Genomic DNA, 15,018 nt, shown 5'->3' on the forward strand with positions numbered 1-15,018 from the left:
CCGACGCGCTTGTAAAATCTGCTCTATTAGGATGACGATCGCACCTCGTCACTCCTTCATCTCCTCACCAAATAACGGAAATAAAGGTGAAGAGTACGCGCGTGCGAAGCTATCTTCCCGTAGGGGTTCCCGAAGGGTAGGGGATCGCTCTTTCCCCTGACTGATGACTCATGACAGCTTTCTTGTCAACTGTCAACTGACTTTCATTCGTGCGGCGTACCATCAGGCATCACCGCACCCTTTAAATTCGCCCCTGCCAAATTAGTATCCAACAGCAAAGCATTTCTCAGATTAGCACCCTTCAAATTAGCACCTTCCAGATTTGCCATCCACAGATTAGCCCCCTCCAAATTCGCCCCCTCCAAGTCAGCAGTTACCAAAAAAACACCTTTCATAAAAGCACCTGTTAAGTTAGCATTTATAAAATTACTCCCTCCCAAATAAGCATCCTCTAAAAACGCATTTTCTAGATTGCTTCCCTCGAAATTTGCCCCTGCCAAATTGCTGCTTATCAGGTAAACCCCAGCCAAATTTGCCTGTTTCAAGTTAGCACTTACCAAATGCGCGCTCCACAAATTGGCATCTTTTAGGTTGGCTTTTTCTAAATTGACGCCTTCCAGAAAAACTTCGCTCAAATTCGCCCCGGAAAGATTGCAACCTTGACATTCCCTCGCTGTCAGCAATTGCCGGACTTGATGCTTGACTGACGAACGGTTCGCTGCGACAATTATTAAACCTGTAGTTGCTAAGGCAATAATACTAAAAGTTCCCAGCCCGAGCGCACTTACAATCTTCTTTTGTCCCGCCCGTCGAAACATCCGCTTGCAGCCCCTAAAAATATTTGGATAATTGTTCGTATTTATAACCTAGTTCCTTCCTTCCCCTGCCCCTATGAAAAAACAGTTAAAATTTAAATTACTCGCGATCGCCCTTATCTCCATCCTAGCAACAATTGGTATCGGATGCGATCGCCTTTTCAAAAAACCCTTTCAACTTCCCGCCTCAGCCAAACAAGAACCCTGGCCAATTCAAACAGGCCTCCGATCAGCCATCCTCCGATCCAACATACCAACAGTCAACCGCGTAGTTTTAGTACCCGACGAAGCCACCTTCTTAGCAGCAATCCAAAAATGGAATCTCAAAGGAAACTGGCCTATTCTCATCGAAGACAAAAAATATACGCCGATGTTTTTGCAGCGCTTTCAACCCGAAGAAATAGTGCGTTTGCCAAGCATCAAACAGCTACTGCCAAAAAATCAAAAACTCCAACAATTAATGCTGAACGCCTCAGCAGCAGCTTGGAATGCCACCGATACTCAAACCTTAAAGGCACAATGGACGCAACTCGGCTGGGAACCGCCAGGAGTAGTAATCACATCAGAAAACGACCCGGCACGTTCTGCCGCAGTTGCCTTAGCAGCCGCTCACGGTCAACCTTTAGTCTTTCTAGAAGGCAACTTCGGAAAACCTAACGATACCCTCAATAACACACAGTGGAAAAGTCTGCAACTAGCAGTTACAAAAGCTGTCGAATCAACCGGATATTTTTACTCTCAACTCGCAGACCCGATCGACACAATCACTATTGTACGCCAACTCGCAGTCAAATATCAATCTCCTGAAAAACCCGAGGAACAACTAGCCGTTACCGACGGTTTGGGACGGCACCCCAACGGCGAACGCTGGGCGGCTGTCGGCTGGATTTACGGCTCCGAGGTACGATCGATCTATCAAGCCATGTGCGCCTTATTTCTCGATAGCGAAACCGCCATGCTTTATGACAGTTACCCCAAGGAAGGAAATTGGGGGAAATATGAAATGGAGGCCGCCGCTAGCGGACTAAAAACCATAGGTTTGAATGTCGAAGTAGTGCAGAAACCAGAATCGAGCCTGGAAAAGTGGCGGAGTTTAGCCTCAAAACCGTGGACATTTGACTTAATATTAATGAATTCCAAAGGCTATCCCAAATCATTCCAAGTCGGCAACGGCGACGCTTCAGTGGAGGACATTCCAAAACTCCTATTTCCCGCAGCAATCCACATGATCCACAGTTGGTCAGCAGCCGCCCCAGATGACACAAACACCGTTGCCGGAAGGTGGCTAGAAAATGGTGCTTACGCATATATTGGCAGCGTCAACGAACCTTTTTTATCGGCATTTATTCCACCTAAATTAATGGTCGATCGCCTGAAGCGAGGCTCACCCTTTTTAATCGCAGCACGCCAGCTAGAATCCCCTCCCTGGAAAGTCGCCACCATCGGCGATCCCCTAATGTCGATCGCCAAACCCAGACCAAGAATTCCGCCCACTCAACAACCGATGTGATAGTAGGCGCGAGCGAGGGATTTAAAATTGGAGATTTGAGATTTGTGGTTGTAAGGTAAAATCTCAAATCGCCAATTCTTTAATTTTAAAGTTGTTTTTTACTGAGTTATATGATATTGATAGTTCACTGATGCGATCGGCCTAACCACCCACAGGGTAAATATAGTTAATTAGCATTATCGCCAGAGTATATCTAAGTTTGAATGTAACTTAGCATACAATCACGCCAAATCCGCCGCTCCTCAGAATCAGTCATTCCACCCCAGTGGTCAGCCCAAAAAATTTCCCTAAAATAGGCCTTAATTAAGTTGTCAATTCCCGTAAAATAACTCAAAATGAAAATAAGAAATAAATTGTAATAATTATATAACTCCTCACGGAAGAATTAACCGCTAAATGAGAGCCACCCATCCTGTGGATCTGCCGCCACCCGGGCCAACCGCAGCAACTCCCCAAGCCTCCCGCCTAAGCCCGCTATTCAATCGCCTGCACCCCAGCCCAGAAACCCTCTTGCTCATCCTCTCCCTAGTCATCGGGGGAGTTACGGGCGCAGGCGTCGTCACGTTTCACTACCTCATCCACTTCATCCACAGCCTGATGCTGGAAGACTTCATGGGGGCGATCGCGTCGAAAGGCTCTTGGACGCTAGCCTGCATTCCCACCTTCGGCGGAGTCATCATCGGGCTGATGCGCTGGCGGTTTCGGGACTTTGGCCCGAATATGTCTTCCTTAATTGCAGCCACCCGCGGCCTGCAAGAACTCTCCCCCCTTAAACCCATCACCAAAATGGTGGCAGCCTCAGTTTCCCTCGGCACCGGCGCCTCCCTCGGCCCGGAAGCCCCCAGCGTCGAAATCGGCGCCAACTTCGGAATGCTGCTGGCTCAAGTTTTGCAGCTCTCCCCTGAACGGCAGCGCTTGCTCCTGGGCGCGGGAGCTGCTGCGGGTTTATCTGCCGGATTTAACTCTCCCATCGCCGGAGTCTTCTTTGCCTTAGAAGTCGTGCTCGGCAGCACCTTCGCCACTTCGTCAGTCAGCGTTGTCTTGCTCTCCGCCGTAGTTTCCGCGCTGATCGCTCAAATCTGCTTGGGAGCTCAGCCGGCCTTTGCTTTGCCGATTTACGATGTCCGCAGCCCCCTAGAACTACCTCTGTACATGGGATTGGGACTTTTGGCGAGCGGAGTGTCTCTAGTCTACACAGAAGCAATTCAATTGGCCGATCGCTGTTTTCAAGGAAAAATCCGAGGATTTGCTTGGCTCGGACGACTGCCCCGGCCGCTGCACCCGATCGTCGGTGGGGCCTGCGTCGGCTTAGTCGCCCTGCAATTGCCTCAAATTTTGGGTGTCGGCTACGAAACAGTCCAAGCAATGCTCCAAGATGTTAAATTTTCCTTGCCTTTGCTGCTGGTGCTGCTGTTTGTCAAACTGGCGATGACAGCAATCAGCCTCGGCAGCGGTTTAGTGGGCGGCATCTTCGCTCCGGCGATGTTTTTGGGAGCTTCCCTCGGTTCGGCTTACGGCCTCTTTTTGGAAATGCTGCCGGCAATGACCGATCGAGTCGCCGGTCCTCCCGCCTACGCCATGGTGGGAATGGCCGCCGTCCTCGCAGGCAGCGCCAGAGCGCCGCTGACAGCGATCCTGTTGATGTTTGAATTAACCCGCGATTACCGGATTGTCTTACCTTTGATGGCAGCAGTCGGATTGAGCGTTTGGCTAGTGGAGTGGGTAAACCGTCGATCGACAGCCCACAGCCTCAACCTTCAGCAAATGGGCGTAGACGTGGCTCTCAATACACCGATCAAAGCCAGAGAACAGTTGCAGGATTGGGAAGATGTTCTGGGCGATCGCATCGTCACAGAACTGATTTCTTGCCAACTTCCGATCGACGGCGAACACAGTATCGATCAACCAGAAGCCACCGACGCCCCAGTGTTAGCCCTCGCCAACTCACACTCCTCCGAAAAAGTCAACCCCAATAAAGAATAAAAAACCGCGTGACAGCAGAAACAGACGAAGAACGGGAGAATTGAGAATTCTTCCCTCTTCCCTCTGCGTTCTCTGCGCCCTCTGCGGTTAATTCCTCTTCCTTCAGATTTCAGCTAAAATAACCAAATATTATTAACAATAGGCAGAGAGGGGCTTCGGTGGCAGGAAACGAGGCAACTGCAAAAAACAAAAGTCAAAAAATACCCGGAAAAACCCCCTTGGGTTCCACTCATTACGGCTTGTTAGGGCTGCATCCTTCAGCCTCAGCGATCGAAATTCGGCGATCGTACCGGGAACTGAGCAAACTCTACCATCCCGATACCACCGAGCTGCCGCCCGCAGTCGCCACCGCCAAATTTCAGCAGCTCAACAACGCCTACGCCACCCTCAGCAACCCAGAACGTCGCCTCGCCTACGACCTCAAAATAGGCTATTCTCGCCAGAACGTGATTGGGCAACCCCCAGGCTTCACTACTCCGGTTTCGGGCTCTGACAAAAAAACTTACAACTCCGCTTACCTAGATCCCACGGATCGACCTCTTTCCCCCGGAGAAATGTTCGCTCTGTTTATCATGGGAGCTAGCTTAATCGGATGTTTGGTACTCGCGATCGCGATCGGCTTAATTCGCGGCAATTAAAGCCTCAAATCTCAAATCTCCAATCTAAAATCGGAAATTCTCAATCCGAAATCCCCAATCTAAAATCTAAAATCTAAAATCTAAAATCCTATGACTCTTCCTTCCGCTGACACTCCTTTGTACAACCATCCACTCCCGGAAATCGAGCAGTGGCTCAAAAGCCGCGGCTGCCAGCAAGATCAGCGAGAACTTCACTGCTGGCAGATCGAGCAACTTACATGGAAAGCAGAACTCTCCCTCGATATTGACCAACTCACCGTCCGCTACATCGATGCTGGAGCCGACGGCCAAGACATTCAGCGAGCATTCAAATACTCCCTCTCACGTCAGGACATTGAAGCGGCCGTTTTCTCCGGCCCCTAATTTGATTTTAGATTGGCGATTTTAGGTTTTAGATTTTAGATTTGTCCTCCAATCTAAAATCTAAAATCGTTATGTTGAGCAGGAGATGAGTGAAATTGGTATTAGATTTTAGATGGAGAATCCAGGTAAGAAGCATCAAGCGTGCAACCATTTACATGAGAGTGCGAGGGGGGCGCTCGCAGCTCGTAAAAACGTTTTTTACTTTCATGGAGATGCTCCCTCAGAATCGATATCTACTTGGAAACTGAAAAATCAATCAAAAAATCTAAAATCTAAAATCCCAAATCCAAAATCGTTAGACTTTGCCAAATCGGCGGTTGCGTTGCTGATAAGTAGACAAAGCGCGGTGAAACTCCGATCGATCAAAATCGGGCCACAGCGTCTCAGTAATGTAAATTTCGGAATAAGCCATTTGCCATAGTAGAAAATTGCTCAACCGCATTTCCCCGCTCGTCCGGATCAGCAAATCCGGGTCACAAACATCAGCAGTATACAAATAGCGTTTAAATAAAACCTCATCAATCTCCTCCGGCTGCAACTTGCCCTCTTTCACCTGAGCGGCGATCGCCCGACAAGCTTGTACAATCTCCTGACGCCCCCCGTAATTCGTCGCCACCGTAAACAAAATCCCCTGATTGTGCTGAGTGGCCGTCACAGAACGCTCGATTTCGGCTTGCAAAGACTTCGGCAAAGCCTGCAAATTCCCCATAAATTGAATTTGCACGTCCTCGTCCACCATCTCCCGCAATTCTTGCCGCAGCTTTCCCTCAAACAAACTCATTAAAAAATCCACCTCTCCGGCCGGCCGCCCCCAATTCTCCGTCGAAAAAGCATAGGCCGTTAAAGCTGGAATCCCCCAATCTTTGCAGCAGCGCAGCAGTTCCTTCAGAGTGCTAGCTCCTCGGCGGTGCCCCGCAATCCGCGGCAACCCCTTATTCTTAGCCCAGCGCCCGTTCCCGTCCATAATCACTGCTATGTGCTTAGGCAGTAGTTCTTGTTGCAGATCCTCCGGCAACTTTTCCAAGCAAATTCCTTGACTCATGGTTTCTCCCGATTACCCGACTAACGGCGCAGTATCCGTTTTAATAGCGTCACTCCCTTCAATCCTATCTGGCGTCCGAGATTGCCGATCGGAATTGGAGCCACAACTCTTTCTCCCTCGGACGGAAACAGCTTTGCTTCCAGCAATTCCTTAAGTTTGCTGCTAGTCAAAGGTCGATTTAACATTCCCATCTGCGCTAAAGAAATAGAACCCGTTTCCTCGGACACCACCACGCACAGGCAAGCTTGCACCCGTTCCGTAATCCCCATCGCCGCCCGGTGGCGGGTTCCCAACTGCCGCGACGCGCTGCGATCGGACAAAGGCAAAATTACCCCCGCCGACGCGATCCGCGAACCTCGAATCAAAACAGCTCCGTCGTGCAGCAAAGTTTGCGGCTGAAAGATTGTCTGCAACAATTCTTTAGAAACTTCAGCATTTAGCTTTAGTCCTGGCACCGAAAAATCTCGATCGTCGATCGGAGAATCTGTTTCTATAATTAGTAAAGCGCCCGTGCGGTTTTGTGAAAGTTCTTTTACTGCGTCCACAATTTCATCTATTACGCTGTCCGGTTCGGGATTTGGTCGGCGATCGCGTCCAAACAATTGCCGAAATTCCCCCCGACCCAATTGTTCCAGAAATCGGCGAAACTCCGACTGCAATATTACCGCCATTGCCACAGCCGAACCAGTCACCAAGCTGTTGAGGGCAACGTGCAATAGCCTCAATCCAGCCCAGTTGCTCACCGCCGCCGCCAGCATCAAAATAATAAATCCCCGTACCATCCACAGCGTTCTGCGCTCGCCAACAATGACGAGCACCAAATACGCAAGGGCAAAAACCAGTCCAATATCGATCCCTTGAATCAATAAGGACTGAACGAGGGTCAAGTCAAAGCCAGATTGTTGATTGTTCATGGTTCATCGAACGCTACCGCCTGTGAACCGCGAACCGTGATGCACTCGAACCCATGAACCATGAACAGTTGTTATAAGGAATATGCTGAAAATCCCCGTGTTTTTAGACCGGGGAGTGTCAATCTAATCGCGTGACTGAACAAGGCAAAAGTTAAAAGTGAAAAGGCAATCATCACTAAGTAAACATGGATTGTCTTTCTTTTAACTTTTAACTTTTAACTTTTAACTTTTGAGCTCCGAGTCGTTCAGGAAGGCGGTCAAGCCTCAGCAAATCCTGGTAAGTTTCCCGCTGTATAATCGTGTTAACTTCCCCATTTCTAACTAAAACCGCTGCCGGTCGGGGCACTCGGTTGTAGTTAGAAGCCATGCTGTAATTGTATGCCCCTGTAGCCGGAACGGCTAGGATATCTCCGGCCCGACAATCTGGCAATTTGGCATCTTTAATCAGAACATCGCCTGATTCGCAGTGTTTCCCAGCAATTGTCACTGTTTCCGTTAAGGGAGCAGACATTTTGCCGGCTGCGAGGACTCGATAAACTGATTGATAGGTAATAGGACGCGGATTGTCCGACATCCCGCCATCGACAGCAATATACGTCCGCATTTCCGGAATGACTTTTTTAGAGCCAACGGTATAAGCTGTAACGCAAGCTGTTCCCACGAGCGATCGACCAGGTTCGCAAAGCAATTTAGGCAAGGGCAATTGCTGCCGCTCGCAAGCTGCTACCACTGCCTTGCAAATCGTACGAGCCCAATCTTCAATGCTAGGAGGATCGTCCGCTTCAGTATAGCGAATGCCCAACCCACCGCCAATATTAATTTCTGTTGCTGGTAAACCATAACTCTGTGCTTTTGTCAAGGCCTGAACTATGACTTCGGCTAAATCGTCATGGGGTTGCAGTTCAAAAATCTGAGAGCCGATGTGAGCGTGCACTCCCACGCAAAATAACGACGGCTGTTGGCTGATGAAAGTAAATACTCGATCGAGCGAGTTGGGATCGAAGCCAAATTTACTGTCGATTTGACCCGTCTGAATGTACTCGTGGGTGTGACACTCAATTCCAGGTGTAAACCGCACCATAACTCGTGTCGGCCCACCTGTGAGGCTGCTGACACCCAATTCTCCCAACTCTGCTAGAGTTTCTAAATCCCGCCAATTGTCGGCTACGGTAGTGCAGCCGTTTTCGACAGCTAGCTGTAGTTCCTCGCGGGACTTGTTGTTACCGTGGAAGTAGATTTTGTCGGGGCTGATGCCGGCTTGCAGTGCAGTGTGGATTTCTCCGGCGGATACGACATCTATGCCTAAACCTTCCGAAGCTGCGATCGCGCAAACTGCCAAACAACTCCAAGCTTTAGAAGCATAGAGCACTTGAGATTCGCCCGGATAGTAACGCTTAAAAGCATCCCGGTACTGGGTACAAGCCGCCCGCAGCGTTTCTTCGTCTAAAATGTACAACGGCGAGCCAAATTGCTCCACCAAAGCTGTCACCTCGCAGCCTCCGATTTCCAACCGATCGCTGCTGTTAACACTGGCTGTCAGCGGTAACAGTTCTTGATTGGGCGATCGATTTTGCAGGGCCGGCTTTGACTCAGACAGATACTTAAGTCCCGATTCGACCCCGAAAGATTGAGTTGATACCATCGCGCAATAACTATCCTAGGTTATTAGTCAGCAGTCATTAATCAGCAGTCAGCAGTCGGCAGTCATTAATCAGCAGTCATTGGTCGTTGGCAGTAGACTAATGTCTGGAGACTTGTGAGTCATGACTCAAAACTAGCAACAAACAGCTAATCGCTACTGTGTTTTCCAGTGTACAATTTACAGCCGTGCGTTTTCTACAAATTAAACATCTCGCCGCCGAAGACCTCAACAGTGCAGTCGAACTCGATCGCCTCTGTTTTGGCGGACTGTGGACGATCGAAGGCTATGGGCGCGAGTTAGGCAGTCCTAACAGCGATTTACTGGGTTTGTGGGCATCCGAAACCGGGGACTGCGAATCAGAAAGATTCGACAGCGAACTGAAGTCGATCGAGCCGAACAGCATTCTCAACTCACAACCGCTGAGTGTTGAGAGTTCCTCGCCAGCAACTCCCAACTCAAAACTTACCCCAACCCTGATCGGTTTGGGTTGCCTGTGGGCAATTTTAGAAGAAGCTCATATTACAATTTTGGCAATTCATCCTCGCTTTCAAGGTCAGGGTTTAGGACAAGCTCTGCTTTGGGATTTACTAAAAAAGGCTCACTATAGACAATTAGAACGGGCAACCTTAGAAGTGCGGGAATCTAATTTAGCCGCAGTTTCTCTTTACCAAAAATTTGGGTTTAAAGAGGCAGGACGGCGGAAACGGTACTACGAAGACACCGGAGAAGATGCTCTGGTAATGTGGCGCAGCGGCATAGAGAAACCCGAATTTCAGCAATATTTAGCGGTTGAGAAAGTGCAAATTTGCGATCGGCTGCATCAGAAAAACTGGCATTTGGCGATCGATAGTTTTGAGTTTTGAATGTAAGTTGTTGGCTCTTCCGTACTTAGTGTGTTAAGTTTACTTAAATTTATCCTCAAGGCTTTGCTAAGTAAGGCTTTGAGATTATTTACAGAGGCTTGCGCTGTTGAGCAAGTTGCTCAACTGAGGGCGATTGCCTTGAAATCCCAGCCAGCTATGCTGTAGGACATCAGAAAACTAATAATTTGGCACACTAAGTACGGAAGAGCCAAAATAGTTCCCTTAGCTAAGTCATCCCAATTTTTCGCCTCTCTAGCTAAAGGCATAAATCGGGGACTTGAGTGCAGGCTTTGGGCTAACTTACTTAAAGCGCTATCTGCCTTGTCCCCAGGTTCTACAGCATATTCATATCGGTAGCGATATAGCGTCAGGTTGTTGAAGCTGCGCTGCGTACCAGATTCGTGTCATAAATCGATCGAGTATCTGCTCCACATCCTCAAAGTTTTCGAGAAAAAACTCCACCTCATAAATAATTGCAGTCTCATCATAGGATGTGATTTTGAGCTCTGGTTCTGGTTCCGCTAATATTCCTTGTGGTGATTTGCATTAAACAGTCTTAATCTAGTTTCTTAGTGGGCAGGCATCTTGCCGGCTCAATAATCACAATCAGTGAGAACCAGCTCTGAACATTCTACTTGTAGATCAATCGACCTTCGATCTGGCTGTTGAGATTTTGATGATGGCTAAAGTATTCTTCAAGGATATTCTGGCAGGATGTTGAAACTACCTTTGGGTTGTCTAATTTTGTCAATTCTTCACTTGTTAGACCTAGACTATGTAGTGAATTTTTGTAATGATATTCTTCTACACAGATAGTGTAATGAGCATCTGCTTGTACAGGTTCTCCATTAATCCTCAAAGATTCAAGCTGATTTTGGGAATCACTGTAAACTCCCTCAATACCTTTGCTGACCTGAAAACAACAACTTTCACCAGGTATTCTGTTTTCCCGTCTCATAATGTGTGCGAATATCTGGGTAAGCTGTACGCCTGTAACTTTAAGTTTATAAAGTACATCGTCGTAAGGAAAAACTTCTTTAAGATCGCTCAGTGTAACTAGCGGGCCTAATTTTGTGCGACGGATTGAACCACTTCCTATCAGAGCTACATCCAAGCTATCTAGTTGGGCAACAATATCAACGATTAAGTTACCCAATTCCGTTTCTTCTTCACGATTAGGATGGGTCAGTTTATGTGCTAAGCGACCAATCAATCGATTATATTTGCGATCGACCTCTTCTTGGAAAGTCGCAATCAGCTTTTCGATTTCTGCATCTGGCCCGGCGAGATTATTATCTACAGGTAGAAGTTGCCACTTCCATTCAACAATGCTGTTAGTATCGTCATCCACTACAATATCGAAACGTCCAATTTGGTCTGTGCCAATTCCAGCTTGTGCGATCAGAATATTGTTAACTTCGGCTGGTTGTTCTAAAAATGTATGAGAGTGTCCGCCAAGGATCATATCCACACCCCATTCAGGGTTTAGCATTGCTGCTAGTTTTTTATCCTCTTCAAAACCGATGTGAGTTAGCAGAATTGTTAGGTCAATGTCCTCGTTTTTGTAGGCGTCGCAAATTTTACCCACTTCTGAGGCGGCATCTTCAAGACTTATAAATGTGCTAATACTGAGATCGCGTTTTAAGGACGTAAGAACTTCTTCAGTTACAATTCCGATGAACATAATATCGAATCCATCTACATTGAGGATGACATATGGATTCATCAAGCGTTTATTGTACTTTGTGATATACAAGTTGGCATTCACGATGGGAAAACTTGCCATCTTTTCCAAAAATAGTAAGTGAGACAACCCATAATCCAATTCGTGATTCCCCAGAGTCACTACATCTGGAGCGAGGTAATTCATAATTTCTATAGTTGAAATACCTCTATATTCCTTATCAATGAGAGAACCCTGCACCATGTCACCTGAAATGACAAAAAGCACGTTTTTCTCTTCCTGGCGTACTTTATTGATATAGCCGGAAAGCAGCGAGACTCCACCAATCAGATGACCCTCTTCACCCCCAGCCTCTGCCAGAAAGTCTCCATGCATATCATTGGAATGCAAAATCGTGAACTTTTTAAATCGCTCTGTGGTCGTCATTATTTTTTGCCTTTGTGAAACTAACACGTTTAATTTTGCCTATTCGGTTCAGATACCCGACTTCTCTAAGAAGTTGGATATCTCGCCTTCACGAAAGCTCGGCGGTTGTGAATAGCTGCTTCAAATCTTCAACGAAACTGGTGAAAAATTGGCCATTGTCAACCTGCAACGCTACCCAGGCATTTGCTCCTGTTTTCGGTGCAGGGCGACTATCAATTGATGTCTGTCCGAGGGTCCACTCTCCCTTTGTTTCAACTCGGACTTTTGCCCTTTTCAACATCAAAGTTTCTGGATAAAATAGGTATCCCAAGGTTGCTGCATCATGGACAAGAAAACCGGGAATTCCTGCTGTTTCTCGATAATCCAAGGCTGTGCCAATCATGAACTCACAAAGAGGTATTAAGAATTGAGAAAGTTTACTCTCTGGATTCGCCTGAGTGACTGCCTGAGTCATATTTCGTGTGAAAATTAAGTGCCGCGTTACGTCTAGCGGCATCACGACAATATCGTCTCGGCTGTCAAATACTGTCTGAGCAGCTTCAGCATTAAACCAAATATTGAATTCGGCATGGGGAGTCACATTACCGGAACAGAAGAAAGCACCTCCCATGATCACAATTTCCTTGGCTTTTTTCAGGATGCCAGGACTTTTCGTTTCCGCCGCAGCGAGGTTTGTCAGGGGGCCGATCGCTACAATGGTAATTTCCCCGGGAGCTGCGTTTAGCTCATCGATGATGATTTCGTCGGAGTAGCGAGCATCCTCAAAATTATGGGTGGGTGGGGGTAAAGTATGAGACAGATTGCCCATCCCATCCGCCCCATGAATATGTCCGGCATCTTCCACAACTTGTTTGATGGGGACACCGCGACCAACTGTAATGTCTGGGAACCCTGCTAAATTTAAAATCTGCGACGCACTAGAAAAGGTGCGTTTAGCAGCTACATTGCCATCTGCGGAAGTAACGGCGACAAGTTCAGCAAGTCCTTGTTTGACCAAGCTCAGAAGCCAAAGGAAAGCATAAATATCGTCTCCGCCCGGATCGGTGTCGAGAATGATTCTGGGATGAGTGAGTTGAGTTGTCATAGGATAAGGTTCCTCAAGTAAGAGATTATTGTATAAAAGTCCGATCGAGATTAGTATCAAGGTTGCGATCGCTCTTCAAGTCAGCAGCAGCACCTCAATAAATCGATTCCAAGTCAACGGCTGTCCTCCTGTTTGCTCTTGCAAAAATGTGATTTCATCCTTAGACAGAGGTGGCTCTCTCAAACTCGCCAGTGCCGTATTCATCTCCTTCATACTGATGGCATCATCTGCATCGACATCAATGGGTAGGAAATAGGTGACAAATTCTGTGTATCTCGACATCAGCCGTTGATGCCGCAACATCAATTCGCCAAATTCCTCAAAGTCGATCGCGCCACTGCCATCTTTATCCATGCACTTGAACAGATAAGTTAGTTCACCTTCAGAGAGGACTTTTCCTGCCTGATGCAGGTGAGTTGCAAGCTCCTGGGTTGAGAGAAACCCACTTCGATCGCGATCGATTGCATCGAAGATGTAGCGTAAATCGCCTTTAATCGCAGGAGTTGCCTGTTCAAACAAGATGTTGCGTTGTTGCCCCTGAAGCGCTGCTCTGAGTTGTTGCCGGAAGCTAGCAATAGTTTCCTTGGCTGCACGGAACCGCTGTCGATGTTCCTCTGGACTTGCCACTGTATGCAGCACTACGGGTACGAGTGAAGGTAGCGATCGCTGCAAGATCAGAAAACACCCAATCGTCACAATGGCAAAAGGCACAGACAGAACGGGTAGCTTGAGCAGCGAGAACAGGGGGGCTAGGAGAATGCTGGCGATCGATGCCAAGAAAGCACAGATCAGACCAATCGAAATGCTGAGACGGTTTGGGGTGTAAAACACTCCCCCAATTGCCGTCGCGGTGAGAGCTGCATTGTAGCCCCACAAACCTGTATACAGTTCATCCGGCTTGGCTCCCAGCAGCAAACCGGCTAGCAGGTACATAGCGCAACCAAGCAATCCCACCACTGCCCCAATCGGAGTAGAGATGGCAATGCCTAGGACGACTAGCACAACTGAAACAAGCTTGTCTGAGAAAAAGATCTGCGCGAGACCGAGCGGTAACGATTGTACCAAGCGAAACCAGTCAATTGCACCAGCGGGAAAAGGGGGGGGCGGCGGCCCCAGATCGAAGAAGGGTTGGGGCACAAATGCCAGCAGGAGTAGAAAGGGGAGCATCACTCCATTAAATGGGATGCCCAGTGGAGCAACTCGAAACCGGGTGGCAAACCACGTCCCTACCGTCTCCATCACCACGGCTGTGAGAGCCGAGATGATAATGGCGGCGATCGCCCAGACGGGATTCCAGGCTCCATTGCCAAACGCCCCCAAGAACGCCATCGCCGCACCAACGAGCATTCCATTCAACCCGAAGATACCATTCTGGATCGCGCCTGGATTGGCTTTGAGGACGATCGCCATTAGCGTTGCGCTGGCAGTGCCGACTAAGCTCATGCCCCCCAGCCAGGGAGACTGAATGAACATAGCAGCTAGGATTAGCAATCCACTCAAAGGGTTGTTGACGAAAATAACCTGACTAATTCCCCGCAAAGTGGCGTTGGTGAAATCCAGCAGGGGTTGATTTGCGAGGCGCTGATTGAGGGCTTGCATTGTACCCAGCCCCGATAGAAGTCCCTTCGGCTTCTGGAAGGAGGGTTCCGGTGCTAAAATCCGCGAAATAAGTTCGTGTAAGGGTAATGGCTCGTCGGTTGTCGTGGCCATAGAATGAGCGTTGCTTATGGGTTTGTCGGTTTTGAGCAAATAAATTGAAGGGGGTTTTCCGTCTAAATGAAGCGCTTTAAGGCCTAATCTTTAGATTTGCCAAATTCCACCCAAATTACAGATAACGCAATAGAAACCATAGCATAGGGCAGGGCAGCGATCGCAGACATACCGTATTTTGCTGTCATTCCATCAAAGCCTGTTACCAGTTCATTGAGCAAGGCAACAACTTCTTGAGCGGACATTGTATGTCTCAGAAATTAAAGAGTAATCTCTCACCATTAGTAGCGATCGCATTTCAGTAAGCCAAAGCTTTTTTACTAAAATGGGGACGACCATTTTAG

The 15,018-nt window shown here is 48.0% G+C and carries 14 protein-coding genes; 5 read left to right on the forward strand and 9 right to left on the reverse strand.

The features are described from left to right. Positions 1-203: 203 nt before the first annotated feature. Positions 204-818, reverse strand: a complete 615-nt coding sequence (locus QUA62_RS04435) for a pentapeptide repeat-containing protein (protein WP_333402642.1) — start codon at positions 816-818, stop codon at positions 204-206. A 73-nt stretch (positions 819-891) separates the two neighbouring features. On the opposite strand from QUA62_RS04435, the gene QUA62_RS04440 reads away from it, so the two are divergent. From QUA62_RS04440 to QUA62_RS04455, 4 genes are all read left to right on the forward strand, one after another. After that, positions 892-2,325 (forward strand): hypothetical protein, encoded by a 1,434-nt coding sequence (locus QUA62_RS04440; RefSeq protein WP_333402644.1) that lies wholly within the window; start codon positions 892-894, stop codon positions 2,323-2,325. A 396-nt stretch (positions 2,326-2,721) separates the two neighbouring features. Continuing rightward, the gene (locus QUA62_RS04445) at positions 2,722-4,308 is read left to right on the forward strand and encodes a chloride channel protein (RefSeq protein ID WP_333402646.1); all 1,587 of its coding nucleotides are present in this window, start codon (positions 2,722-2,724) and stop codon (positions 4,306-4,308) included. 158 nt (positions 4,309-4,466) lie between these two features. Then, positions 4,467-4,946, forward strand: a complete 480-nt coding sequence (locus QUA62_RS04450) for a J domain-containing protein (RefSeq protein ID WP_333402648.1) — start codon at positions 4,467-4,469, stop codon at positions 4,944-4,946. 90 nt (positions 4,947-5,036) lie between these two features. Further along, positions 5,037-5,309, forward strand: a complete 273-nt coding sequence (locus QUA62_RS04455) for a DUF3143 domain-containing protein (RefSeq protein ID WP_190661245.1) — start codon at positions 5,037-5,039, stop codon at positions 5,307-5,309. A 295-nt stretch (positions 5,310-5,604) separates the two neighbouring features. Here the strand turns inward: QUA62_RS04455 and QUA62_RS04460 are convergent, their stop codons facing one another. The 3 genes from QUA62_RS04460 to lysA all read right to left on the reverse strand — a co-directional run bounded on the left by QUA62_RS04460 (position 5,605) and on the right by lysA (position 8,907). Then, entirely contained in the window at positions 5,605-6,351 is a 747-nt protein-coding gene (locus QUA62_RS04460) for an isoprenyl transferase (RefSeq protein WP_333402649.1), read from the reverse strand. 20 nt (positions 6,352-6,371) lie between these two features. Beyond that, the gene (gene cdaA / locus QUA62_RS04465) at positions 6,372-7,265 is read right to left on the reverse strand and encodes a diadenylate cyclase CdaA (protein WP_333402651.1); all 894 of its coding nucleotides are present in this window, start codon (positions 7,263-7,265) and stop codon (positions 6,372-6,374) included. A gap of 208 nt (positions 7,266-7,473) precedes the next feature. Continuing rightward, complete coding sequence (gene lysA / locus QUA62_RS04470) at positions 7,474-8,907, reverse strand: diaminopimelate decarboxylase (protein WP_333402653.1); 1,434 nt, start codon at positions 8,905-8,907, stop codon at positions 7,474-7,476. A gap of 185 nt (positions 8,908-9,092) precedes the next feature. Between lysA and rimI the strand changes: the two genes are divergently transcribed. Then, complete coding sequence (gene rimI / locus QUA62_RS04475; protein WP_333402655.1) at positions 9,093-9,770, forward strand: ribosomal protein S18-alanine N-acetyltransferase; 678 nt, start codon at positions 9,093-9,095, stop codon at positions 9,768-9,770. Between the two features lie 119 nt (positions 9,771-9,889). Here rimI and QUA62_RS04480 read toward each other — a convergent pair whose 3' ends face one another. The 5 genes from QUA62_RS04480 to QUA62_RS04500 all read right to left on the reverse strand — a co-directional run bounded on the left by QUA62_RS04480 (position 9,890) and on the right by QUA62_RS04500 (position 14,919). Continuing rightward, on the reverse strand, positions 9,890-10,036 hold the full coding sequence (locus tag QUA62_RS04480; protein ID WP_333402657.1) for a hypothetical protein: 147 nt from the start codon (positions 10,034-10,036) through the stop codon (positions 9,890-9,892). A gap of 365 nt (positions 10,037-10,401) precedes the next feature. Then, positions 10,402-11,880: a bifunctional UDP-sugar hydrolase/5'-nucleotidase gene (locus QUA62_RS04485; protein ID WP_333402659.1), complete on the reverse strand. Its 1,479-nt coding sequence runs from the start codon at positions 11,878-11,880 to the stop codon at positions 10,402-10,404. Positions 11,881-11,968: 88 nt separating this feature from the next. Beyond that, a complete protein-coding gene (locus QUA62_RS04490; RefSeq protein ID WP_333402661.1) occupies positions 11,969-12,964 on the reverse strand; it encodes a nucleoside hydrolase in 996 nt (331 codons plus the stop codon). A 75-nt stretch (positions 12,965-13,039) separates the two neighbouring features. Then, a complete protein-coding gene (locus tag QUA62_RS04495; RefSeq protein ID WP_333402663.1) occupies positions 13,040-14,674 on the reverse strand; it encodes an urea transporter in 1,635 nt (544 codons plus the stop codon). 83 nt (positions 14,675-14,757) lie between these two features. Then, positions 14,758-14,919 (reverse strand): hypothetical protein, encoded by a 162-nt coding sequence (locus tag QUA62_RS04500; RefSeq protein WP_333402665.1) that lies wholly within the window; start codon positions 14,917-14,919, stop codon positions 14,758-14,760. Positions 14,920-15,018: the final 99 nt, after the last annotated feature.

It is taken from the genome of Microcoleus sp. MON1_C1, from assembly GCF_036701945.1.
In the GTDB taxonomy this organism is placed as follows: Bacteria; Cyanobacteriota; Cyanobacteriia; order Cyanobacteriales; family Microcoleaceae; genus Microcoleus.

Excerpts from the sequence above, each read along its gene's own strand:
- QUA62_RS04500 (WP_333402665.1), bottom strand. The coding sequence starts at position 14,919 with ATGTCCGCTCAAGAAGTTGTTGCCTTGCTCAATGAACTGGTAACAGGC.
- cdaA (WP_333402651.1), bottom strand. The coding sequence starts at position 7,265 with ATGAACAATCAACAATCTGGCTTTGACTTGACCCTCGTTCAGTCCTTA.
- QUA62_RS04485 (WP_333402659.1), bottom strand. The coding sequence starts at position 11,880 with ATGACGACCACAGAGCGATTTAAAAAGTTCACGATTTTGCATTCCAAT.
- QUA62_RS04460 (WP_333402649.1), bottom strand. The coding sequence starts at position 6,351 with ATGAGTCAAGGAATTTGCTTGGAAAAGTTGCCGGAGGATCTGCAACAA.
- QUA62_RS04445 (WP_333402646.1), top strand. The coding sequence starts at position 2,722 with ATGAGAGCCACCCATCCTGTGGATCTGCCGCCACCCGGGCCAACCGCA.
- QUA62_RS04490 (WP_333402661.1), bottom strand. The coding sequence starts at position 12,964 with ATGACAACTCAACTCACTCATCCCAGAATCATTCTCGACACCGATCCG.
- QUA62_RS04480 (WP_333402657.1), bottom strand. The coding sequence starts at position 10,036 with ATGCCTTTAGCTAGAGAGGCGAAAAATTGGGATGACTTAGCTAAGGGA.
- QUA62_RS04435 (WP_333402642.1), bottom strand. The coding sequence starts at position 818 with ATGTTTCGACGGGCGGGACAAAAGAAGATTGTAAGTGCGCTCGGGCTG.
- QUA62_RS04455 (WP_190661245.1), top strand. The coding sequence starts at position 5,037 with ATGACTCTTCCTTCCGCTGACACTCCTTTGTACAACCATCCACTCCCG.
- QUA62_RS04495 (WP_333402663.1), bottom strand. The coding sequence starts at position 14,674 with ATGGCCACGACAACCGACGAGCCATTACCCTTACACGAACTTATTTCG.
- QUA62_RS04440 (WP_333402644.1), top strand. The coding sequence starts at position 892 with ATGAAAAAACAGTTAAAATTTAAATTACTCGCGATCGCCCTTATCTCC.
- lysA (WP_333402653.1), bottom strand. The coding sequence starts at position 8,907 with ATGGTATCAACTCAATCTTTCGGGGTCGAATCGGGACTTAAGTATCTG.